This is a genomic window from Rhodocyclus tenuis, from assembly GCF_014197755.1.
Lineage (GTDB): Bacteria > Pseudomonadota > Gammaproteobacteria > Burkholderiales > Rhodocyclaceae > Rhodocyclus > Rhodocyclus tenuis.
In genome coordinates, this window is the sequence record NZ_JACIGE010000008.1 from 110,143 (window position 1) to 132,544 (window position 22,402).

General features: G+C 60.8%; 18 protein-coding genes. 15 read left to right on the top strand and 3 right to left on the bottom strand.

Features of this window, described 5'->3' with window-relative positions:
- Positions 1-12: 12 nt before the first annotated feature.
- The 10 genes from GGD90_RS11630 to GGD90_RS11675 all read left to right on the top strand — a co-directional run bounded on the left by GGD90_RS11630 (position 13) and on the right by GGD90_RS11675 (position 10,964).
- Positions 13-2,226, top strand: coding sequence for a type IV secretion system DNA-binding domain-containing protein (locus GGD90_RS11630; protein WP_153116903.1), 2,214 nt, complete (start codon positions 13-15; stop codon positions 2,224-2,226).
- On the top strand, positions 2,220-5,774 hold the full coding sequence (gene mobF, locus GGD90_RS11635; RefSeq protein WP_153116902.1) for a MobF family relaxase: 3,555 nt from the start codon (positions 2,220-2,222) through the stop codon (positions 5,772-5,774). The genes GGD90_RS11630 and mobF overlap by 7 nt, the downstream gene beginning before the upstream one ends.
- The gene (locus GGD90_RS11640) at positions 5,761-5,988 is read left to right on the top strand and encodes a hypothetical protein (RefSeq protein WP_153116901.1); all 228 of its coding nucleotides are present in this window, start codon (positions 5,761-5,763) and stop codon (positions 5,986-5,988) included. Before mobF ends, GGD90_RS11640 begins: the two co-directional genes overlap by 14 nt.
- Positions 5,985-8,111 carry a DotA/TraY family protein gene (locus GGD90_RS11645; protein WP_153116900.1) on the top strand — a complete coding sequence of 709 codons (2,127 nt, stop codon included), beginning with the start codon at positions 5,985-5,987 and terminating at the stop codon, positions 8,109-8,111. The genes GGD90_RS11640 and GGD90_RS11645 overlap by 4 nt, the downstream gene beginning before the upstream one ends.
- Complete coding sequence (locus GGD90_RS11650) at positions 8,108-8,467, top strand: hypothetical protein (RefSeq protein ID WP_153116899.1); 360 nt, start codon at positions 8,108-8,110, stop codon at positions 8,465-8,467. The genes GGD90_RS11645 and GGD90_RS11650 overlap by 4 nt, the downstream gene beginning before the upstream one ends.
- Positions 8,468-8,478: 11 nt before the next feature.
- The gene (locus GGD90_RS11655) at positions 8,479-9,003 is read left to right on the top strand and encodes a hypothetical protein (protein ID WP_153116898.1); all 525 of its coding nucleotides are present in this window, start codon (positions 8,479-8,481) and stop codon (positions 9,001-9,003) included.
- Positions 9,004-9,012: 9 nt separating this feature from the next.
- Positions 9,013-9,267: a hypothetical protein gene (locus GGD90_RS11660; RefSeq protein WP_153116897.1), complete on the top strand. Its 255-nt coding sequence runs from the start codon at positions 9,013-9,015 to the stop codon at positions 9,265-9,267.
- A 734-nt stretch (positions 9,268-10,001) separates the two neighbouring features.
- Positions 10,002-10,226, top strand: a complete 225-nt coding sequence (locus GGD90_RS11665; RefSeq protein ID WP_153116896.1) for a hypothetical protein — start codon at positions 10,002-10,004, stop codon at positions 10,224-10,226.
- Between the two features lie 12 nt (positions 10,227-10,238).
- A complete protein-coding gene (locus GGD90_RS11670) occupies positions 10,239-10,478 on the top strand; it encodes a hypothetical protein (protein WP_153116895.1) in 240 nt (79 codons plus the stop codon).
- A gap of 63 nt (positions 10,479-10,541) precedes the next feature.
- A complete protein-coding gene (locus tag GGD90_RS11675; RefSeq protein ID WP_153116894.1) occupies positions 10,542-10,964 on the top strand; it encodes a DUF2513 domain-containing protein in 423 nt (140 codons plus the stop codon).
- Between the two features lie 10 nt (positions 10,965-10,974).
- On the opposite strand, the gene GGD90_RS11680 is transcribed toward GGD90_RS11675, so the two are convergent.
- Positions 10,975-11,154 (bottom strand): tyrosine-type recombinase/integrase, encoded by a 180-nt coding sequence (locus GGD90_RS11680; RefSeq protein ID WP_221227749.1) that lies wholly within the window; start codon positions 11,152-11,154, stop codon positions 10,975-10,977.
- Between the two features lie 76 nt (positions 11,155-11,230).
- Between GGD90_RS11680 and GGD90_RS11685 the strand changes: the two genes are divergently transcribed.
- The 5 genes from GGD90_RS11685 to GGD90_RS11705 are packed head-to-tail and all read left to right on the top strand — an operon-like array spanning position 11,231 to position 16,718.
- A complete protein-coding gene (locus GGD90_RS11685) occupies positions 11,231-11,530 on the top strand; it encodes a hypothetical protein (protein ID WP_228273734.1) in 300 nt (99 codons plus the stop codon).
- Positions 11,530-12,660 carry a tyrosine-type recombinase/integrase gene (locus tag GGD90_RS11690; RefSeq protein ID WP_153116893.1) on the top strand — a complete coding sequence of 377 codons (1,131 nt, stop codon included), beginning with the start codon at positions 11,530-11,532 and terminating at the stop codon, positions 12,658-12,660. The genes GGD90_RS11685 and GGD90_RS11690 overlap by 1 nt, the downstream gene beginning before the upstream one ends.
- The gene (locus tag GGD90_RS18330; protein ID WP_153116892.1) at positions 12,650-14,305 is read left to right on the top strand and encodes a tyrosine-type recombinase/integrase; all 1,656 of its coding nucleotides are present in this window, start codon (positions 12,650-12,652) and stop codon (positions 14,303-14,305) included. Before GGD90_RS11690 ends, GGD90_RS18330 begins: the two co-directional genes overlap by 11 nt.
- Positions 14,302-16,221, top strand: coding sequence for a site-specific integrase (locus GGD90_RS11700; protein WP_221227750.1), 1,920 nt, complete (start codon positions 14,302-14,304; stop codon positions 16,219-16,221). Before GGD90_RS18330 ends, GGD90_RS11700 begins: the two co-directional genes overlap by 4 nt.
- Positions 16,218-16,718 (top strand): TetR family transcriptional regulator, encoded by a 501-nt coding sequence (locus tag GGD90_RS11705; protein ID WP_153116891.1) that lies wholly within the window; start codon positions 16,218-16,220, stop codon positions 16,716-16,718. The genes GGD90_RS11700 and GGD90_RS11705 overlap by 4 nt, the downstream gene beginning before the upstream one ends.
- A 111-nt stretch (positions 16,719-16,829) precedes the next feature.
- Here GGD90_RS11705 and GGD90_RS11710 read toward each other — a convergent pair whose 3' ends face one another.
- Complete coding sequence (locus GGD90_RS11710; RefSeq protein WP_153116890.1) at positions 16,830-18,575, bottom strand: hypothetical protein; 1,746 nt, start codon at positions 18,573-18,575, stop codon at positions 16,830-16,832.
- Positions 18,572-22,171, bottom strand: a complete 3,600-nt coding sequence (locus GGD90_RS11715; protein WP_153116889.1) for a hypothetical protein — start codon at positions 22,169-22,171, stop codon at positions 18,572-18,574. The genes GGD90_RS11710 and GGD90_RS11715 overlap by 4 nt, the downstream gene beginning before the upstream one ends.
- Positions 22,172-22,402: the final 231 nt, after the last annotated feature.

The window sequence follows — 22,402 nt, forward strand, 5'->3', positions numbered from 1 at the left end:
TTTTGCAACATCATGCCAACGTGGATCATCGCTTCTTTGGCGCTTGGCCTGCTGGTGTTTGTCTGCGGCGGCGTGGCCTCATGGGCCGCGCTCGACGCAGCCAACATTGCTAGAGTCGGATCGCCCGACGGTTGGCTGTCGTTACTCTGGACGCTAATCAAGCAGCCGGCCTTGATTCTCTCGGCGCCTTGGCAGTTTTTGCTCCGTGTCTCAATTCCTGCCGCCGCCGCCCTAGTCGTCGCCGCCGCCGTCGGCCTTGTGACGTATCGCAATCACGCGACTGCCACCCACGACGGGGGCGCAAAGCACCTTCGCGGGCGCAGATACATCTCCGATGCAAAGGAAGCCGCCCGGCTTTTTGCCCGCGAAATGTCGCCGGCCGATGGCCTGCAGATCCATCCCGATTTGCCGCCCTTGTCGTTGATACGCGAGCCGGAACACGTTTTTTTCCTGGGTGGCGTCGGGAGCGGCAAGACGCAGACGCTGTTGCCCTGGATCCTCGCCGCGCAGGCGCGTCGCGACTCGATTTTGATACACGACGTGAAAGGCGACTTCACCGCCGGACTCAAAAATATCCTCCTTGTCGCGCCCTGGGATCGGCGCGGCGAGGTCTGGAACGTAGCGGAGGACGTGTCGACGAAGTCGGCCGCCCGCGAATTTGCAGCGCGCGTTGTCCCCGAAAACAAGCAATCGCCGATGTGGTCATCGGCCGCCCGTCAAGTCCTGACTGGACTTGTCATTAACTGCCAACTTGAGAAGCCAGGTCGGTGGGGGGTCGCCGACCTTGCACGCGGTGCAGCGCTTCCAATGGCCGAATTACTGCCCATCATGCAGCGCTGCAATCCGGAAGCGATCAGAGCGATCGAAGGGCAGAACGTCACGACTACCGGCATCCTCATTTCAATGATGTCGTTTCTGAGCCCGATTTTTGACCTTGCTGTCGCATGGCCGACGCCACCGGCTCCGGGCGAGGGATTTGCAATCACGCGCTGGCTTGCCGGCAAAGGCAAGCGAACCAGAACCATCATCCTGCAGAGTTCCGGCCAGTTCGAGCAGCTGGGGCGAGCCGTCAACGCCGCAATCATCGGCCTGGCGTCGCAGATCGTCGCTTCGCCGTTGATGCCTGAGTCCAAAACGCGCCGCCTCTGGTTTTTCCTCGACGAGTTCCCGCAGCTTGGTCGCATTGATCCAGTCGAGACGCTGATCGCTGTTGGCCGGTCGAAGGGTGTTCGAGTCGTGCTTGTTGCGCAGTCGCTGGACATGCTCAAAAGTGTCTACGACGCGCACAAGGCCGCCGGCTGGCTGAGCATGGTCGGCAACGTGCTCATCGGGAGGACGCAGGGCGAGACTGCCGAATTCGTCGCTACTCGCATCGTCGGTGAGCGCGAAGTAGAGCGCGAGCAAGTCTCCGTCACCCCCGGCGCGCAACAGGGCGGCATCATCCGCAGCGGCGTCGGGATGACCTACTCGACCAGCCGTAGCACCGAGCCCGTCGTCATGCCAGCCGACTTGGCCGGTGATCTTGGCCCAGATCCTCGCGCTGGGGGCGTGCGGATTTTGTGGCTGACCGGTCGCTATGCCCTGCGCCTGCTCGTCCCCTTTACATCGCTGCCGACTCTCCGTCCGGCGAGTGTGCTTTCGCCTTGGACTGCTTTCCCTTCGGAATCCCGTATTCCAAGCGACGCTTCGCTCACTCAGCAAATGGCAGCCGAGGCGGGACTCGCTACCGCCGAGCCCTTGCAGCGCGACGATCGTGACGACGACGAGCAGGGCGAGCAGGAAGTCGCCGAGCAGGCCAGCGCGACTAAAGTCGCCCCTGTTGTCGTCAGTGACGACCCCGACAAAATCAAAATCGATCAGACGCAACCGCTGGTTTTACCGACCGCGCGCGATCCGCTTGATGTCCTGTCCGACCTCTCCGAAGACAAGGCCAAAAACGAATCCGGTGAGTTGCTTGCCGATGCAGCCATCCACCACACGGCGGCGCCATCACTTGCCGAACTCGACGCAGCGCTTGGCCTCGCCGACGGCGCGACCGGCGGGGTGGTCTCGGCAGTAAAACTGCTCGGCGATATCGCCGAAGCCGCCAAAACTCCGGCCGTCGTCGAGACAAAAATTATCGCCGCACCGCAGGGCGGCGCCCTGGCGAAGCTCCGCGCAAAAAAACAAAAAATGGCTGCACAGCAATCTGCTGATGAAGCGATGGAGGAGGGGCCCGCATGTTGAGTATTGCACCTATCGGTGCCGGCGAAGTCGCGTCCGGCTATGCCGAATACCAGGAAAGCGAAGTCAGCCGGCAGGGGCGCGAAGACTACTATGCTGGTGAGCAGGACGCCGGACGCTGGGCAGGGCAGCTTGCGTCAGCGCTGGGCTTGCAAGGCGACCTGCAGCAGGGCGAGTTGCTGAGAATGCTCCAGGGGTATCACCCTCGCACGGGCGAAGCATTGGCCTACAACGCCGGCGATCAGCATAAAGCCGGATGGGACCTCACGTTCTCCGCCCCGAAGAGCGTCAGCTCTGTTTGGGCGGTTGCGAACGAGGATACCAGAGCCGCGATCGAGCGTGCCCAGGAAGCTGCCGCGATCGCCGCGTTGAAATTCCTCGAGGAGCGGGCGTTCACCAGCCGCGATCGGCAGAACCCGTCGCCAATCACGTCGGTCCTTGCGGCCCGATATCAACACGGTACGTCGCGCGAAAAAGAACCTCAGCTGCACACTCACTGCCCAGTTGCCAACATGGGCCTGCGCGCGGACGGATCAGTTTGCGCGATCGACTTCGACGCGCGCTGGAAGATGGCAGCAGGCGCGCTCTATCGTTCGGTCCTCGCCGCCGAAATGCAGAAGCTCGGCTTCGCGACGGAACGCGACGGCGACAGCTTTCGTCTTGCCGGCCTGCCTGACGCGCTCCTGCAGTCGTGGTCGACGCGCGCAGGGCAGATTCGGCAAGCGCTCGCCGAGTTCGGACACGCCACAGCCAAAGCGGCAGCGGTGGCCGCTCGGGCAACGCGGCGCGGCAAGGAAGACTCGACCCAATCCGAGTTGCGAGCGGAATGGGCGGCGACGGCCGCCGAGCACGGCGTCACCGCCGAATCTATCGAAGCGCTGCGCTCTGCTGAGGTTGCCGCAGAAGCCCAAGCACGCGCGGCGAAGACCGCGGTCGCGGCCGCCGCTCGCCAGGCGCAGTCTCAGGCGCAGAGTTGCGCGGACGCCGCACGGATACAAGCTCACGCTACCGCGCCTGAGCATGAGCCCGGACCTCGACTCGGAGAGCACGCGACCGCCGGCATGGTCGCCGCGATGGAAAAAATCATCGCCGCCGGCGCGACGCGCGGCGACAAGATCGATCCGGTCAAGCCACTCAATCCCTCAGCGCCCAAGGCTGAGCAAAAGTTCGATTTTCGCCAGGTGCGAGAGTGGCTGAATAAGAACAGCAAGAAAAAGCTGAACCTTCGCGAAGACGAAGTGGCGGCCGCACAGGATGTTCCGGCTGACCAACCCGCGCCGGTTCGTGCTCCTGACCCGGTTGTTGCGCCGGCCGACATGCCCGGAATCGACCTCGATGCTTTGCTCGGCGACCTGTCTGATCCAGCCAATCCACTCTCGCCGGACGCGATTTTTCGCGCAATTACCGAACACGACAGTGTCTTCACCGAACACAGGATCTATCAATCCGTCGCCGTCGCCGCGCAGGGCGTGCTCGACGACGAGGGCATTCGTGCCTACGTCGCGCGGCTGATGATCCAGCGCGAGCTGCTGCCTCTTCGTCGCCCTCCTGAGCTTGCCGACTGCGATGCGCGCGATCCGCGCGCCACCGAACGGCACTACACCACCCGCCAGATGTGGCTGCTCGAAACGGCGCTCGCCGAGCGCGCACAGCGCATGGACGCCGACAATTCCGTTGCCGTTGATGTGCCGGCGGTGGATGCGGCGATCGCCGCATTCGAGGCGCGTAAGGGATTCGCCTTGGCGCCTGAGCAGCGCGCCGCACTGATGCACGTCACTTCTGATACCGGCGCGCTGGCGATTGTGCGTGGCGCTGCCGGGGCAGGAAAGACGACCATGCTGGAAGCTGCCGCCGACGCCTGGCGCGGCGCGGGTAGCCGGGTGCTCGGCTGCGCACTCGCTGGCAAGGCGACCGCCGGCATGGCCGAAGTTGGCATCGATTCGATGACGATCGCCGCCCGTCAATTTCTGCCCGTCTCGATTGCCAGCGCTCGCGAGCGGCGCGATCAGTCGGCCGATTGGTTGGCAAAACAAGTCGACATTCGCGACCGCTTGGCAACGCGCCTTGAGTCTGCACGCAAACCCGAAACGATTGAGCGCATGCAGAAATCGCTTGAGGCTGCCGAACAAAGGGTCGTCGCGGCGGCTGATCTTCTCGCCGATGCCACTACCGCCCTTGAGAAGCTGGAAGCCCAGCAACTGCGCGCCGGCGACGTCCTCGTGTGTGACGAGGCCGGGATGGTCGGATCCCGTGACATGTCCTGGCTTGCACAGCAGTGCGCCGACGCTGGCGCGAAGCTCGTCCTCGTCGGCGACGAAAAGCAACTGCAGGCAATCAGCGCCGGAGGCGCCTTCCGGATGCTGCAGCGCGCTGTCGGCCGCTATGCCGAACTGGTCGAGAACCGCCGCCAGCGATCCGAGGATGACCGCCTCGCCGCGAATGCGATTGTCGCCGGCGAGGCCGGCGAGGCGATCCGCAATTACCTCGAACGAGGTCTCGTCCGTGTTGATCGCACTCGAGACGAATCTGTCGCGGCGCTCGTCAACGGCTGGCTCGACGACGAGATTGATCCTGCCGCAAAACTGATCCTCACAAAGACGCGTGCCGACGCGGCCGAGCTCAACTCCCTCATCCAATCCCATCGTTTTGCCGGCGGAGAGGTTATCAACTCGGTACCCCTCTCAACAGCCGCGGGCAAGCTCGCGGTCGGAGAGGGCGACCGACTGCTATTCGGCCAAAACAGCAAGCGACTCGGCGTCATGAATGGTCAGCTCGGCACGGTCGATCGTATTGACCTCACTGAGCTTGGACACGTCGTGACTGTCCGCACCGACGCCGGGGTATCGGTTCGCTTCCTCGTCGGCGATCCTGATGACAGAGACCTCGCCAAGAACGCCCGGGAATCTGGGCTCGCAGGCGTGTACAACAATTTCGCGCTCGGTTATGCGATCACGACGCACAAATCGCAAGGCGCAACAGTGCGCGCGAGCTACGTATTCGGACTAGGTGACCGCGAAATGGGCTACGTCCAATCCACGCGGCACAAAGACCGGGCGCACTTCTACTTCACCGCTGCAGACCTCGAGCAGCTCGAGGTAGAGGCCGGTAATGGTGAGGCGACCGCACGAATGCTGAAGGCGATGGAGGCAATCGCCAAGAAGCAGCGACTCGAGCCCGTGCCCGATAACCAGCGATCGTTCCGGACTGTGCGCGAGTGGCTGGATCTGCACTCTGATGTTGCGCTCGGAACAGGGCGCACACCGGATCCGAAGCTGGAGGGGCTGACCAAAGAGCAGCAAGAACTGCTGTTGCGTCTGAAAGACGCGACGCGCGCCCTTGCAGCATCACATCAAAAAGAGACCACAGCCGACTACCTGTTGGAAGCCCAATTCGATCGCCAAGCGGCGGAGAAAGAAGCGGCAGAAAAGTTGCTTCTCGTTGATGACCGGGCTGCCGTAGAGAACGAAGTCCTGTCGGCAAATGGACGTCATGACGAAGTGCAAAAAACCGCGCCTGCCGATGAGTTGGCGCTGACCCTTGGAGGTGATTGATATGCGTCGCGCAGATCGTGTTTTTTTCGGCCTACTGCAGGTGGCTGTGTATGCGTTTGTTGTTTTTTTCATCGGTCTGATTTTCATCCCGATGTTCACGGAAGCGGGGGCGCCGTTGTGGTTTGTCGCCAGCGCCCCCGGCGTCGCGCTGGCATTGCTTTTCGTCGCGACGCGAAAAGCCCCCGGATTTGTGCAAGGTGGAGACGACAAATGATCCGCCGATTCCTGCTCCTTCTCATCGCCGCCGCCCCCGGCGTCGCGCTGGCCGACGCTACGCCGGCGCTGCAGAGTTACGAGGCCGCAGCGAGTGACCCGGCGCTGCAAATGCTGTCGGCGATTTTTGGCAGCGCATCCGGGATCTTCGGCGGAGCCGCGAACCCAGTTGTCGACGGCATGTTTCTCGCGTTCAACACTGCGATTCTGGCGATCGCGTCGGCCTGGTTTGCCTGGAACATCACCAGCGCAATCGCCTCGAGCAGCTGGGATGGTGAAGTCCTCGGCAAGCGCTATTCGACGCTCTGGATGCCGATCCGGACCGTGACCGGGGCAGCGATGCTGTTGCCGGTCTGGAAGGGGTGGAACCTCGCCCAGCTGGCGATGGCCTACGCCGCCTCGCTCGGCATTGGCATCGGCAACGCCGTTTACTCTCATCTGCCCAGCACCCCGACGGGCGCCGCCGTCGTCGCCCCGGCAGCGCCGGGCATGGGACTCGCGGTCGAGTCACTTGCGGACGGCTGGCGTTGCGTCATTGAGCGCCGGCGGTCGCAGGTGCAGATGCGGAAAACCAACGTGCAGGATGATCCATCCTTGTCTGTGATCTGGACCAGCCAAGTCGGCGTCTCGCCCGCCGGCGACGCCGTTGTCGCTCGGCTCGGTGCAATCCCCGCCGCCGACGGTTACCGCGAAAACACCTGCGCGCAAGTCGAGATCCCCTTTCCGCCGGTCCCTGCCGATGCGACCGCCACTGCCTTCGCGACCGCCGCCCGCGCTGGCGCGGTCGAGGCGCTGCGCGCGGCAGACGCGGAGTTCCGCAATTTGGCGGCGCGCGCCGCGACGATCGATCCCGACGATCCCGCGTCCAATCAGATCGACGCAGAATTCACGGCCGCGGTGCCCGCGATCATTGATCGCGCGAACGCCAAGATTCGCGGCGCGGTTGCCGGCGCGCTTGATGTTGCGCGAGGCGCGCAGTCCGCGCAGCACGCCGCCGACGCGGCAGCCGGCGGCTGGCTCGCGGCCGGCGGAAGTTACGTGCGCGCCGCCGCGTCGCAGATCCAGGCCGGCAATGCGATGCCACAGCAAACGCAACCGTCCCAACCCGACACGCGCGGCGTCTGGCGCAAGACCGTCGACAACGTGACTGGTGTCGGCAGCTGCTTGCTCGACCCGGGCAAGTGCATCTCGGACAAAATCGTCGGCGCGCTGCGCGACGCCGGCGGCGTCGCCGGCTTGCTCCAGATCGATGGCGCAAACCCGATTGCCAGCATGCAACGGCTCGCCAGCCAGCTCTTCACTTTGCTCGCCCTGATGCTGGCAATACTGCTCGGGCTCGGTGTCCTGAGCCTCACGCTCGCGGGCGCTGCTGGGGTCATGATGCCACTGACGGGGATGTTCCTTGGTGCCGGCATTCCGATCGCGACACTCGCCGTCATGCTCATGATCTGGCCGCCGTTGATTATTCCGTTCGCTTGGGTTTTCGCGATTGGCGCCTGGCTCGTCGTCGTCATCGAAGCGCTGATCGCCGCACCCCTGTGGGCCCTTGTTCACCTCGATCCTGAGGGCGAGGGGATGGGCCAGCGCACGACCCACGGTTACATCTTCCTGCTCAACTTGCTGTTCCGCCCCGCGATCCTCGTCATCGCTGTAACAGCCGCCGGCGCGCTGATGAGCGTTTTGGCCGGATGGGGCAATGGGTTCATCCAGTCGGCGCTGTCCGCGATGAGCGCCAGCGCCGGCGGCAACTTCCTCGCCCTCGTCGTGTTGGTTGGCGGTGTCGTCGTCATCTACAAGCTCAACATGGCCATCATCGAGTTTGCTGCAAGCCTGCTCACCACCATCCCAACGCAAGTCTTCGCGTGGCTCGGCGGTCAGTTCGGCAGCGACGTCGGCAACACCGCTGGCGCGACCGCAGGCGTCGGCGGTGCGATGGCCGCGGCCGGCGCGACGGTTGGCGCGGGCGCCATGGGCGCACGCGGCCTCGGCCGCGGCGGCAAAAAGCCCGACGATCCGAAGTCGCCGCCGACGGGCGGCGAGGACCGGAAATTCGAGGGCATAAAGAGCGACGCCGAGGTGTCGTCCGGCAAGTCAACCAAGTCAACGGGAGCGGAAACCAAATGACCATGAGCAACGCCAGGAAAAGCAGGATCGTCGAATTGGCGCGCGCTTTTGCCAGTTACATGACGCGCGAAGAACTTATCACGCTGGGCTGCGTGACCCTCCTGGCCGCGAAGATCCAAGACACCAACGACATCGCGAAAGCATGCGAATTCGTTTCGCATCGCACGCGGTTCGAGTGCGACCCAGACTCGATCCAAGCGGCAAAAAAAATGGCGCGACAGGCGCGACGGAAACCGGACCTACTCGAAGACGCTACGTGTGCCGCGACGATCGCCATGCAAATGAAATCCACCGACGCGAACCCGGAGTTTGCCGCCACGCTGTTGTTCGCCACCAAACCGCAGCACATTCACTGAGAGATAAGCAAATGAAGCCGACCACCACCACCACCACCCCGGGCGCTCCGCGCCCGGCCTCTCGCAGCCTCGTCCGGGCCGTCGCCGGCGAGATCACCGGGATCTCGACCTTGGCCAGCGCGGCGCGGCGCGCCGTCGCCGGCTTTCGCGACGGCGTTGCGCCGACGCATCGAGAGCTGCAGTCGCTCGCGGCCGGGATTGCTGCGCCGGCGCAACGCCGCTTCCGGGTCGAGACGTTCGATTCGGCCGCGGCGCGGCTTGGGCTGTCCGAGGCCGACATTGCCGCGCGAGGCCAGCAGTATCGGCGGCACGCCCTGCTGACCACTTTTGTGGTCTGGATGTTCGTCGCCGCGGCGGCGGGCGCGGCGATTTCGGGCGAGTGGCTCTGGTCGCTGAACGCGTTGGCCGGCGTGCCCGTTTTTACCGTGCTGGCGCTGCGCAGCTGGTTCTGTTTTGAGCGGATCCAGCAGCGCCGGTTTTTCCATTTTTCCGAGTTCGTCCGGAGCACGGCGGCTCGGCGCATGTTTTTCGCTTAGAAGGAGCTGATGATGATCGATACGACGGTGGTGGCACTCCCGTTTACGTTGCCGCAAACGCAGGAGGCGTCAGACTGGCTGATGGAGCTGGATTTCGTTGACATGGTGGAAGGGCCGATCGAGGAGATCGAGCTGATGGCCGAGAAGGCGCCGTCCGCGTCAGCGCGGGACTATTTGCTGCGCTGGGCGCAGCGGCGGCGGGCAGGGGAGCGGTTCGAGTTCATGGCCGCAGCATCGCCTAACATTTCCGCAATGTCGGCGTAACTGCGTTGTTGCGTGCAGCTCGTAAATCATGGGCCATCGCCGGCGGTGCCGGCGACCGCGCCCGGCGGGCTTCGCCCCGAGCCGCCGCTGGCGTCTCGGCCCTGCGGGCGCTGGTCGCTTGTCCCTTCGGCGGCAAAGCCGCCTGCGCGCTCCGCTTGCGGGGCGTTTTGTCGTCGCGGATGGGGCGTCCGCGACCACAAAAACGCCTCAAATCCTATCGAGCATCGCCCCGGCCATGCCGGCGCGATGGAGTGCGACTCGCAAGCGAGTCGCGCGTTGGTCTCGGTGGGGGAGTCCGTTTCGCTGCTCGCTGCCCTTTCGCATCTGTCCTCCGGAGCCGCCCAAAGTCGCCGGCCCCCTCGTCTCGCAAAGCAAGCTGCCGCGCCAGCCGGCTCAGCCTGCGCCTTATCCTCGCCGCCCTGCGGGCGGCTCCGGTAATGCTCGGCTTCGAATTCCCGGCTGTCACGGCACCTTGCAACTCGCCGCCGCCCTGCGGGCGGACGGGGGCCGTCGACTTCGTGCGAGGCGGCTCCGGAGGGCAGATTATCAAACGAAAGGAGGCAACTATGACCAGCAAAACCACCCCCACCCCAGACCACGCGGCCGCAGGGGCTCTGCCCCCGCACCCCCGGAGGACTCTCCAGAGGGCAGTTTGCAAAGGCATTCGCGGCGCTGGCGGTTTCCATCAACTCGGTACGTACCGAGTAACAACTGATATTCAAGGAGAAGGCGAAATGACGCAGACCACTGAACGCGCAACGTCCATCAACGACTCGCTGAACCGCCTGATGGCGTACGCCGCGCGGCTTGGCGCGGCAGGTGATGCCGATGGAGCCGACGCGCATATCGGCATTGCGCGGGGGTTCTTCGGCTACGCCTCGCACGACTTGACTGAGGAGGATCGGGACTACTGGCAACAGGTTCTGTTCCCGCAGCCGTCGGACAGCCCGGTACTGTGAAGGAGAGAGCAGATGACTGCTGCAATCGCAATTTTCGCCGGGCTGCTGATCGCCGCCGGGCTCACCGGCCTACAGTGGATCGACCGCCGGCAGTTCGGGCGCCGCAATGCTCACGGCGTCCAGGTTTTCGCGAGTTACGAAGCGTCGCAACGGGCGCATTTTATCGAGGGGCTGGTCGGCGTCATCTCGCGCGCAGCAGTCCTTCTCTCCCTCGCGCTTTTCATAGGTGCAGGTCTTGTCGCTTGGTCGTAGCTCACGCATGTCAATGGCAGTAAACTCGGCGTTCTTAAAAGCGCTTTGCACTGAGGGCTAGAGATGAAACGAGACTGGGATCTGATCCGTAAGCAACTAACTGCCATTGAAGAGGATGACGACGTTTTTGCTGATATCCCGCCTGAACCGAAGGAGGGTGATTTTGCTACGTGGGACGAATATGAGAGCGCTTACCAAGCCTACGAGGCGATCGAGCGGCGGATATTTGGGCACCTAGATCTGTTGATCAAGGGCGGGTATGTCGAAGGTATAGAAATTATCCGTTCTCTAGGTGGTGGCATTCACTATGCACAAACTAACCCTCGGCTAACGATGGATGGTCATGATTTACTGGATACGATGCGATCACAGAGCCTGTGGGAATCCATCAAGGCGAATGCAAAGAGCAAGGGGATAGAACTGACCTTCGATGCGATCAGGGCGCTTGGGGGGCTGGCGCTAAAACAGCTTGTCGGTGGCGCTTAACTCGAGTGACTCAGCCAAGCTTGCGCGCTAGGTCCTCCGCCCGCGGGTGGTAGTAGCGCTTGAGCATTCGCAAGTCCTTGTGGCCGGTGACGCTCGCCAGCTCGATCACGTTCGACAGCTTCTCGGCCAGTCGAGACGTTGCGACGTGGCGTAGGTCGTGATAAGCCTCCCATAAAGTGTTGCGAGACAATACAGCATGAGTACAATGGTATTGTTGAGTGGCGGGCTTTCAGTGAAAGTCGAGTAGCTGGGAAGGTCGGGGCGAAGTGGCGAGAATTGACCTTGGCGAGCAGGGTCGGTGGCGGAACCTTGATGCAGCGTTTGCGTTGCAGGCGTTCACCGACCCTGCCAAACGTGATAGGACGTTTGAACCGATCAAGGATCGCCACACAACTCGTTGGCACGCGCAGGTGCTGGGGCGCGAGTTTGAACTGCTGCTGACCGGCCCAAAATTCTTCGATACCCGCGCCAAAACCGGCGGTGGCAGGACAATTGATTCAGCCATGCACCTGCTGCGGATCGATTTCAAGACGGCGACCGGAGCTCTCTGGAAGAAAGTCCTTTGATGCGCCTGTTCCTGACCGACAGGGAATTCGTCTGGGAGAGCATAGCGAGGCCAAACATCCCTTTCCTTTGCGGTAACGAAATGGAGCTGGTTTCAACCCCCAACGAGTACCTGCGTTTCGTCGCAACAGTCAAAGGACGCACGCGCTCCGAGAAGACTTGGCTGACCTACGGACATCACCTGTACGAGTTTTTCGCATTTCTTGAGGCGAACAATCTGCCATGGGATACCGTTAATCAAACCCAAGTCGCGGCGTGGCGTGACGCGATGCTTGAGCGGAACTGCGCTCGCTCTACCGTCAATCAACGACTGCGCTGCGTCCATGCCTTCTACGAGTGGGCCATGCGCAACGGTAAGACCCATACCCATCCTTTCTCGACCCAGGACATCTGGGTCGCCAAGCCGCGCAGCTTTCTGGCCCACGTCGACGCCTCCGGTGGGTGCTTCGACGCTAACGAATTGACCTTGCAGACGCATAAGCCGCTGCCGAAGTTCCTCCACATGGACAAGGCGGTTCGCTTCGTCGAGACCATGGCGCCGCACTCGCTCAAGCTCATGGGTTACCTTGCACTGCTGACCGGGATGCGGCGCGAAGAGGTTGTCGGTCTGGACTACCGCGTGGTGCCGAATCCCGCCGGACATGACCCCGGAAAGCAGTTACCAATGCTGCTCGATCCCATGCTGACGCCGACAAAGGGCGACAAGGAGCGGTTCGTCATGCTGCCATACGACTTGGCGGTGGCCCTGTGGGACTACTTCTGCCGCGACTGGCCGAAGCGCAATGCTATCTTCAAGCGTACATACGGCAAGGAAAGCACCCGTTTCTTCTTGTCGCACTATGGCGAAGAACTCTCCGTCCGGTATCTCAACAACGCCTTTACCAAGGTCAGCCGTAAGATCGGGATCGAGGCTCATCCGCACATGCTGCGCCACACATTCGGCACTTACGAACTGCTGCGTATGGGTAAGAAGGAGGGCCAGAGCAAGGCGCTGATGTGGGTGCGCGACCGCATGGGCCACAGTTCCATCACTACCACCGAGAAGTACATCCATGCCGTCGATCTAACCCAAAACGATGACGTGGACGGCTACCAGGCAGAAGTCTGCGAGGCGCTGCGCCGTGGCCATTAGACGCAACAAATTGGACAGGAAGGCCAATCTGACGCTGGATGTTGGGCGTGTCGTCGATATGCCCCCGGGCTGGGCTTTCACCATCGACTGCCCGCATCACGGCAAGCTCAAGTTCGACTTCAATCCTTTCCGAGAGAGTGGGCGAGAAGACCTGGCCAGTCACATGCGAGATGCACTATGGAACATGCGGCATACATCCGTGGGAGCGACGCTTTATTCCTACTTGAATGTTGGCTTACGCCCGTTCTGGCGCTTCCTCGATGATCTGACGGCCGCGAGCGAGGAGATTGGCAGGTTGGATCAAATTGATCGCGCATTACTGGATCGGTATCTCGCTTGGTTGGAACTGCAATTGGTCTCCACTGGAAAGGACAGGGGCGAGCCGTGGTCGATTTCCTCTCGACGTGTGACCTTTAATCTCCTGAAATCGCTATTGCTAAACCGACAAAAGTCTGGCGCTCCGGTCAGTACTGACTTGAGCTTCCCGAGAAATCCTTTCCCGAACGCGAACCGACTATCGCAGAAACGGGAGGCGTATTCAGTTCCTGAGCAGAAGCGGATACTTGTCGCACTCAATCAGGATCTCAAGGCGATCCACGAAGGCCGCGCGGATCTGTCAGGGCTGCAAGTCCTGGTTGTCCATCTGGTTCTCCTCGCGTTGGCGACGGGAAGGAACATGCAATCGCTCCTAGACATGAAGCGCGACAGTTTGCAGGCGCACCCGTTACCAGACCGGGAGCTTATGGTCACGTACAAAAGACGTGGTTGGTCGACACAAGCGACTTCGCTTCGCAAAACATTGGCACCAGAGGCCCAGAAAGCGCTGCAGGCCATCCCCACAACCATCGGGGAGCACTTTCGCGCTTTGTGTGCGATCACCGCACCACTTGTTGATGAAATAGAGCAAAGGCATCAGGCGTACGTGTTCATCTGGCGCATCACGCATCTGGAGCGCAAGGGACAGGTCGTGCGACTGGATGGCCAGTTGGCAAACTCCGGCCTCCGAATGTTTGTGAAACGGCATGCACTTCAAGATGATCGAGGAAAGCCGTTGGCACTGAATATTGCTCGGCTGCGTCCCACATTTGCGACCGAGTTATATCGGCGCACGCGGGACATACGCCGCGTTCAGCAAGCATTAGGGCACGCAAACGTTGAGACGACCGCACGCCACTATGCTGAGGCATCGCCCGAAGCAAAGCGCGACCACGCCATTGTTGTTGACGGGATGGTGAGTCAATTCACACGTATGGAGGTCGAAGGCCAGGTCCTGTTGGCAGCGGATGGGAAGATTCCGTTACAGGATATGAAACATCTCCTCGCGGGGGGCTACAGCACAGGAATCGCACGCTGCAAGAACCCATTCCGCGAAAACGAGTCAGTGTGCCAGAAATTCTTCCATTGCTTCAAGTGCCCGAGTATGTGTGTGTTTGAAGACGATCTGTGGCGGCTATTCAGCTTCTATTATCGGCTCCTCACAGAGCGTTCTAAGATCAACTCGGCCCATTGGCTGAAAACCTACGGACCTATCATCCGTCGTATCGATACCGATATTGCCTCGCAGTTCCCAGCCGACAAGGTAGAAGCTTCTCGCCTCAAGGCACAACAGACCCCCCATCCCACTTGGAAAGGAATGCTGCTTTGAGCATGCCCTTACTTGATTTACGACCACTGAAGGGGGCTGCGCCAACAGAGAAAGCAATACGCCCAGTATCTGTCGCGATTCAACCTGATGGCACACCATTTGTAGTCAGTCGATTCGGTGATGACATCTGGGACTGGTATCCCTACCTGCCGAACGCGAATCTTCCCCCCTCGCGCAAACGGCTGGATTGGAACATAACTCTACCGGATGGAAGCTTGTTGACAGATGCACAGCATGCGCACCTCCTGGATGCTGCCAAAGACTTTCTTTGGTCATTGTTCGCACAACCGATCGAAGGACGAAAACGTCCTATTCTGCGATCCCTGATCACGAAATCGTTCCCGCTGATTCTGCTTTTGCGCTGGATGGTGACAGTAGGAATTCGTCGATTCACGGATCTGAATGGCCTCACACTTGACTATGCCTCTGCTGCCAAGCGGACAAAAAGTGGAGTAGCGTCGCCAAAGACGGTTACGGCTCGACTATCAATATTGGAGGATATGTATCACCAGCGAAACAAGCTGAGCGACGCATTGATGGCACACCCATGGCCCGGCGAGGCGGCGACATCGTTGGCCGGAGAAAAGCAGGGCGGCATCCACCGTCGGGCAACGACGGCAGTTATTCCAGATAAGACGCTCGGGCAGCTTGCATCCGCAGCTATCGACTACATTCGTAACAAGGCGCCGGAAATACTGGCTGCGGCCGAGGCTGTCGAAGCCGCAGGCGAGAAATTCGCAGCATCCGCTGTCAGCAAGTCATGGATTTCCATTCATCGCACCGAAGCGGCACGAGAGGCCGGCTATGCGGGAACCTATGAACTCATCAAAGAGGTGACAAGACTGCGCACCGCCTGTTACGTCTTGATTGACATGTTCTCGGGAATTCGCGATTCAGAAATGATGTCTCTATCTGAAGGATGTATTTGGGAAGGATCAAGCACCGATGGCAGCGTAGGCTTGATGTGGCTGCATGGCACGATCTACAAAACAGGGGTACGGCCGAAACGCTGGCTTGTTCCGCCAATCGTAGCCGAAGCCGTGCGGATATTGACGCGAGTGACGGCATCTGTTCGCAGAGATATTGAAGATGAAAAAGAAATTCTCGCGAAGAAACTGGCCTCGTCGAGCCCCATCCAACGGGCAAGATTAATCAAGCGCCTCGATATTGTGCGCAATGCGAAGTTCAGACTATTTGTTGCGAAGCAGGGCGGTGTGGCCAACGTGCTATGTGGCACACGAATGAACAAGCTCTTGAAGGAGTTTTGCGAACACTGCGGGATAAACGATGGCGATGGGCGCCCATACTCTCTTTACGCTCATCAGTTCCGGCGGACCTACGCGCACTTTGTCGCACGCTCTGAACTTGGGGATCTACTGACGTTACGAGACCACTTCGGCCATTGGTCAATTGACATGACCACTTATTACGCTGACGGTGGTGCAGACGAGTACGAGGCCGACACGGAGTTGCTGGAAATGGTGTCCAAGGAGAAGGTGGACCGACAGGGCAAAATCATTGGCGGGTATCTGGATTCCGATACACCGCTGGCGAATGGTGGGCACTGGCTGAAAGACTGGCGCGCTTCGGTTCGCACTGCGGCCAACAAGGAAGAACTCATCAAAGAGTACGCAGGCACCATCACCTTGAACGGCACGGGCCATTCTTGGTGCGTCGGCAATGCTCGTGGCACAGGCTGCGGCGGGCTGTGCGTTTTTGAGGCGCAGATGTGTGTCGAGTGCAACTACGGCATCATCGGGCAGGAACATCGCTCTGCCTGGGAGGGCATTCGAGAGCAACAGATGGAGGCGCTAGCGCTCGATGATATGGGGCCGGGTGGCAGGGCGCGGTCGAAGAACATCCTCAATTACGCTGAGAAGGTCTTGCGGCGGCTTAACGGACAGGAATCAGCATGAGAATCTCCGAAGCAACCCAAGAGGCGCTGGCGGCCAATAAACGCCAGTCGGTGAGGGAAACGCGGGAGAAGCTGGAACTTGCATTGTGCCATCTCGTGAATGGCAATCCGCGGATCGTCAAAAAAGGTACCAGGATTACTGCCGCATCGGTTGCCAAGGAAGCCAGCGTGGATCGCGTCACCCTCTACCGATTCCATGAGCCCGTACTGGTTAAGATTCGAAAGATCAACGATACGACACCCAAGGTACTCCTCAAGGAAAATCGCTCGGCGTTGGCGCAGTCGGCTGCAAAGCAGAAGGAGTATCGGCGACTGGTTGAAAAGGCACAGGAAGAGGTCGCTGCACTGGCACGCATCAACTATCGGCTGGACGCCAGGGTCGCCGAACTCGAAGAGCTTATTCGGGTGAGAGATCGAGTAATTTCGGACCTGCAAAACCAGTTGAACGGGCGCGGTTCGAATCAGATAACAGTATCTTTAAATGTATCGCCGTTGTAACAGAGCAACAGCCGGCCAGAAATGGAAACTCCTCCGCGCCGGTTAGCTGATGCCCAAAGGGAGGCTCAATGCTGAAACCTGCCGGATGAGATGCCAAATGACATCTTTCGTTTAGGGCTTGGTAAAAAAATATTCTCGAAGCAATTTGTAAGGCGCGGGCCAAACCGTGGCGGCATTGAGCCGTACAGTAGGATCTACGCAGAATCCAGCCATCATTTCGAGATCCCCGGAGAATGTACCTCCGACGCGTTCAACCTGGCGGAGCACCAGGGACTTCTCAACCTTCAGGCTTTTCGGATTGTCGGATCCTGACGAATAGTACGCGCCGAGACGTTCGACCACCCGAACACCCGTGAAATGTCCTGACATGCCTTTTTTCGTGAACAACGGCAAAGCCCGGACGGGAGTTGTCAGGATTTCGACCGCGCCGACGAATTCCTTCCGCGGTGGATCGGACGCCAGACGGCGGAATACCGGGGTCAGCTTCCGGGCGATCACGCTTTCGTATAGGCGTCCTTCCGTAGGTTCCTCCAGGAACTCGATACTTCCGTCCCGGGCGATCTGGATCCCGGCGAACGTCTTGTCTTCGCCGTCGGCGAACCCGTCGCAAAAGACGTAGTCCGCCACCGATCCCATGACGTCGGTGGCAACCCACTCCCGGGGCATGATGAGCCGCCTGGCGGCGACCTCGTCCTTCAGGACGGAGTTGGCCAGCATGACGAGGACCGCGGCGGGAGATATTTCGGACCCGGCGTCTTCCGATGGCCTCGTAACGATTTCGCCGGTGAAACATTGCACGGGGCGCGGGAACGAGGCTACGGCGGCGGGTTTGGTGTCGGCCGCCCCATCCTCGTCGAACGCCTCTTCGCGGTCGATCGCGACGAAGATCTGCGCCGCCGTCTCGACGTAAGGCGAATTTCCCCGGTCAGTGACGGCGAGGCCGAATCCGTCGCAGGCTTTCGTCATCGCGCTCGAGAATAGCTCCCAAGCGCCGAGGTTGTCGGCTTCGGTACGCCGATCGTAGAGGTGGATCTCACGGGAAGCGAGCGAAGAGAAGATCGCTTCGACCAATTTCGACTTGTCGAGGTGCGAGGTCATTCCGCGGCGGCCGACCAGTTCCTTTACGGGACGAGATTCTATGTGCGCGGCTTCGAGCGAAGCCATTCCGGATGCGTTGATTCCACCGACGAGCCAACTGGCGAAGCCGACTTTGGAATCCATCGGGCCGGAGCCTTCCGGGCGCATCGGGGTCCAAGGAAGTCGAGGTCGAGCGCTGCGGATGGGCGCCTCCTTGACCACGTCCCCGGCCTCGGGGATTCGGTATCCGACGTTTTCGTACGTTCCGGGTGATGTTTCCGAAAACACTGCGGAGGCCTTCTTCGAAGGGAACCCGGGACGGACCGCCTTGAAACCCGTAGCGGAGATTTTCAGGACCTGCATCCCCGCGTATTCAACGAATTCCGGTTTGAAGCAGACCATGGTGTGCGACTTCGGATTCCTTTTCGCTTCCCAATACGTGGCTGACGGCATGCGGTAAGTCGGTTCTCCGGCCGGAGTGCCAATCCGCATCGCGAGGACGAAGTTCAGAAGAACATCCGCGGGAACCGCTTCCATAGCGCAGGGAAGGAACCCGTGTCCGGCCAACCGCTCGGCCGGAGTTCCCGACGGACAGGCGATCCAGGATCCACGCGACGAATCTCCCGATTCGGCGAGAACGGCCTTTTCCCGCCAGAGCCGGGCGATTTCCGCACGCTGCTCCTTTTCGGGATTCTTTTTCCGATGGAAGAACGCGAATTCGGACCAGGCGGCGGGAATCGCCTCGGCTAAGAACGCGTTGAAACGCGGCGTATCAGTCATTCGGCAGCCTTCCCGGTGGCGATGGCCGGTACGGTATCCAGCTCGTCGAGAATTTCGGTAAGCACCGCGTAGTCCTGGACGTGGACGAACGCGACGTTCCATGGACCGCGGAAGTCGTTCTGGACGCTGTCGCCGTCGAAAAACACCGCAACTCGGCCGTATTTTTCCTCAAGCGCCGGCCACCAGTTCTTGAACGCGTAGACGTAGCGCTCGGGCGCCCATTCGCCACGGGCTTCGGAGCGCATGTAGCCGAGCTTCATGCGCGCGTCCGCGACGAGCTGCTCGATTTTGTCGAGGTTGGCGGAGCCTTCCATGGTGCAGACGGACCAGGCCTTGGCGTCGACCGCCGCGCCGCATTGCGGAACGAAGAGATCGCTGCGTTCGAACAGGTGGAGCGGCGTTTCGCGGTCATCGAGCGCTTTCTTGCGGGCCCAAGCCGTGACGGCCACCCGGCACGTCCTCTCGTAATCGGCGGGCCATACGACGTCGAACATGACCGCCGGCCTGACCATCATCACGTAACCGGACTTTTTGTCCGATATCGTCCGGTACCAGCATTTTTGGGCGTCCACCGGAGCGAAGTCCGGGTCGAAGAACCGGTAATCGTCCCCGTCGGCCGTGAAGAACAGGCCCCATTTGTCCCTTAATTTCGAGAATACCGCCTTGGACGGCATGCCGAAGTAGAAGTCGGTCACCGTCACGCCGTACGCGGCAAGTTTCTTGTTGAGCCTGAGCGCGGTTTCGTTCGCGCCCAGGAAGTCCTTGTTGGTGACGACGGCGTAGGACGACAGGAATTCGCGTAGGTCGATCCAGAGGCCGCGCGCGTCGGTCGATTCCCTGACCTCCTGCGCGAGCCGTGAGAAAAATTCCCGGGAGCCGCAGTCCGCCCGGACGATGAAATCGGTCTTTGCGCAGACCTCGGAAACGCGGAGTTGGCGCTTCGCGGACTCCAGCACGAGGCGCATCGCGGGAGGCAGGATCGTTTCACCGACGATGTCCGGAGTGACGGCGGCGAATATGCCGGCGAAGCGGGAATTCAGAAAAACCTTGGGCGAGTAGGAGGAATTGAGGGTCCGGTCCATCCGTCCCACCGACTGCATCGCGATGTCCATTTGCGCGGCGACGTACTGCGACGTCTGTTTAATGGCGGCGCTGGTCGCCCACCACGGTTCGGCGGCATCCTTCCTGCCGAAGAGCTTGTGGCCGATCTGAAGCCACGTGAAGTCCCCTTTGGCGGCAAGGTGGTGCCCGATGCGCAGGTAGTTGCTTTCGGATACGACGTTGGTGACCTGCTCTGCGAGGACGACGTCGGAAACGTCTACGCCTACCCGGTCCGCTCCGGTATGCCGGCGGACTGAACTGCCACCGACGTACCGGAAGAAGTTCGCATTCTCCGGCAAGGGGAGGGGAAGTTCCTGGTGGAGGTTGGCTCCGGTGGCCATGCCTCCGAACGCCACGAACACTAGGTAGATTTTCGGTTTTTCAGCGGATGAGAGGTTTCGGGCGAAATCGGCGTGGAAATCCTTCCAGTCGCCGCCCTGGAAGCTCTTCGCGTCCACGAAGTCGCAGCGGTAGCTTCCTTCGCCGAATTCCTTTCGGAGAAAATTCCTGAAAGCGTCCCGGGCCTGCTGTGCCCGCCGTCCGCTGTTGAAGAACAGAAGAGAACACCTCGGGGCCATGTTTCCGGTTTCGGCGAGATCCCGGGCGAACGTGTTGAGCACGGCGACGTTGGTTCCGGAGTCGTCGCCTCCTTCTCCGAACGAAAGGTTCAGGACGTTTCCGACGTCGTCGCGGCCCCAGACGATTTTCGGTTGTGCTTTCGGCCCGGTCTTCTCTTCCAAGACGCGTGCACCTTCGTCGAGCGGCAGTATTTCTTTCGGGTACCCCCGGGAAAGCGTGAGCCAATCAAGATCGATGTTCGTGATCGACGACCGGACGGTCGCGGAAGCGGAAGATACGTAGAACGCGTTACCCGCTTCGAGGATCGCGCTGACCATGGCTTCGGTGCTGCCCTTGCTCAGCCTGACGTTGATTTCGAGCTGGTGGCCGTCGAACATTCCGGCCTCGAGGAATTCGTAACCGCGAAGGTAGAACTGGTCGAGGACGCTGAGTGTCTCGTCTTTTTGGGAGTCAAGGGAGTTCGAACTCCTCCTGCCTGGTAGCGTGGAAACGTACTCCGCAATTTCAGGCCTTCCTTGCGTGACGTCCTTGAGGAACAACCCGGCCCACTCCGGACGCCTGCCTTGGAGGTTGCGCGCGTCCTTGTTGGCGAGGTCTATCGTATTGATGGCGTTGTAGACGTCGGCGATCGGCTCGAGGGTCCGGCGGATGGCCTGCGCCGCCGAAACCGGCACGGATTCGCATCCTTCCGCACGCATCTGGCCCGAGGACTTGAACGGCTTGACGATGACGCGGTAGCCGTCGGTGGTGTCGGTGACGGTCGTATCGAGACGGGCGCCCATCTGGTCGTGGGAAAAAAGCGACGAAAACGCCGGGCTGATGGCGGCGACGAGGGACTGTCGGGACTCGAAGTGCTCGTCGGGGCGGAAGAGGACGCATGCCCGGCCGTTGGCGTACGGGTGAACTTCTCCGGGGAGCCAGAAGCTCGAATGGCGGTCGACGGCGTATTTCCGTACCGCCTGCAGACGTTCCCGGTGCTTTAGGTACAGCGGCTTGTTCGCCGACTCGATGACGAGGCTGGTCTTGTCGAACGCGTCGGCAAGGCCGCGCACCGCGAAAGAGGCCGCTTCGAAAACGTTGACCTTGACCGCGCGCTTCTCGATGTCGTCGGTGATGCGCTTGTGCCCGTGGGAGAATTCTTCGCCCACGAAAAAACAGTTCGGGAACGGCGATTCCTTCAGTGTCGGTTCCGACACGAACGGCGAGTACGTGAAGAACCTCGCCCGCGATCCGTCGATTTCGAAGGCAGAGAGGCCCCAGAAGAGCTTCTGGTACGTCATCAGCAAGACCATCGGGCCGGTGCGTTTCTGGAACGCCTCGTTCCCCGGGTACATGCAGCGGCAGGTTTGGCAGTGACGGACGTCGGGCGACGGGCTCACCGCCTGGAAGTCGATCCATTTCCTGCAGCGCGCCTTCAAGGCGTCGCGGTCCTGCCGAATCGGCTTTTCCAGCCTTTCCCGATATTCGCTCCGCCGGACTTCCTCCCGGTAGAGGAATTCGATCCCCCGCTCGAGATCGTGGATGATCTTCGGGGTTTCCGGGTCGGAAGCCGTTTTCCTGAGGGGACAGCCCTTCGGAATTCCGGTTTCGGCCAGGGAGTCGAGCTGGCTGCGGAAGACAATTAGGGGCGCCGATGAGCCGGCGAGGGACTTTTTCAGGTCTTCGTGGATCGGGTTCAGGTGGCGCCATTCCGGGGCGAGGTAGACCAGCGTCAGCGGCTTGCCTTCCCATGCCTCGATGTGGGCGACGGGCTCATTCGAAAGGGCCCAACTTTTCCCGGTCCCGGTGGCCGCCGGGTCGACGTAGATTTTGCCAGCCGCTTTGCCTTCCGCGTAATCGATGAGCGCTTTTCGTAGGAAATCCTGGCTCGGATGGCTTCGGAATGCGAATTCCTCGATTTTTCGCGATTCGGGCATGGTCTATTCCGTGAGAATAATCCAAGGAGTGTTACACAGCCCCGCGCCGATCCGCAACGGAATGCGGATTGACTCTGAGCCAAAGGAGAGTTGAGCGCTTTCTGGTTAGCTGTTTCTGAGAGTGACGATTGGCATTACTCCCCCGCTCCGTTTTTTGACATTACCCCGTAGGTCCGGAATTCGGCGATTCTGTTGAAAAACTCCCTGTGTTAAACGGTCGGTGGCAAAATA

Coding starts and splice junctions, on each gene's coding strand:
- GGD90_RS11630 (WP_153116903.1), top strand. CDS start 13: ATGCCAACGTGGATCATCGCTTCTTTGGCGCTTGGCCTGCTGGTGTTT.
- mobF (WP_153116902.1), top strand. CDS start 2,220: ATGTTGAGTATTGCACCTATCGGTGCCGGCGAAGTCGCGTCCGGCTAT.
- GGD90_RS11645 (WP_153116900.1), top strand. CDS start 5,985: ATGATCCGCCGATTCCTGCTCCTTCTCATCGCCGCCGCCCCCGGCGTC.
- GGD90_RS11650 (WP_153116899.1), top strand. CDS start 8,108: ATGACCATGAGCAACGCCAGGAAAAGCAGGATCGTCGAATTGGCGCGC.
- GGD90_RS11655 (WP_153116898.1), top strand. CDS start 8,479: ATGAAGCCGACCACCACCACCACCACCCCGGGCGCTCCGCGCCCGGCC.
- GGD90_RS11660 (WP_153116897.1), top strand. CDS start 9,013: ATGATGATCGATACGACGGTGGTGGCACTCCCGTTTACGTTGCCGCAA.
- GGD90_RS11665 (WP_153116896.1), top strand. CDS start 10,002: ATGACGCAGACCACTGAACGCGCAACGTCCATCAACGACTCGCTGAAC.
- GGD90_RS11670 (WP_153116895.1), top strand. CDS start 10,239: ATGACTGCTGCAATCGCAATTTTCGCCGGGCTGCTGATCGCCGCCGGG.
- GGD90_RS11675 (WP_153116894.1), top strand. CDS start 10,542: ATGAAACGAGACTGGGATCTGATCCGTAAGCAACTAACTGCCATTGAA.
- GGD90_RS11690 (WP_153116893.1), top strand. CDS start 11,530: ATGCGCCTGTTCCTGACCGACAGGGAATTCGTCTGGGAGAGCATAGCG.
- GGD90_RS11705 (WP_153116891.1), top strand. CDS start 16,218: ATGAGAATCTCCGAAGCAACCCAAGAGGCGCTGGCGGCCAATAAACGC.
- GGD90_RS11710 (WP_153116890.1), bottom strand. CDS start 18,575: ATGACTGATACGCCGCGTTTCAACGCGTTCTTAGCCGAGGCGATTCCC.
- GGD90_RS11715 (WP_153116889.1), bottom strand. CDS start 22,171: ATGCCCGAATCGCGAAAAATCGAGGAATTCGCATTCCGAAGCCATCCG.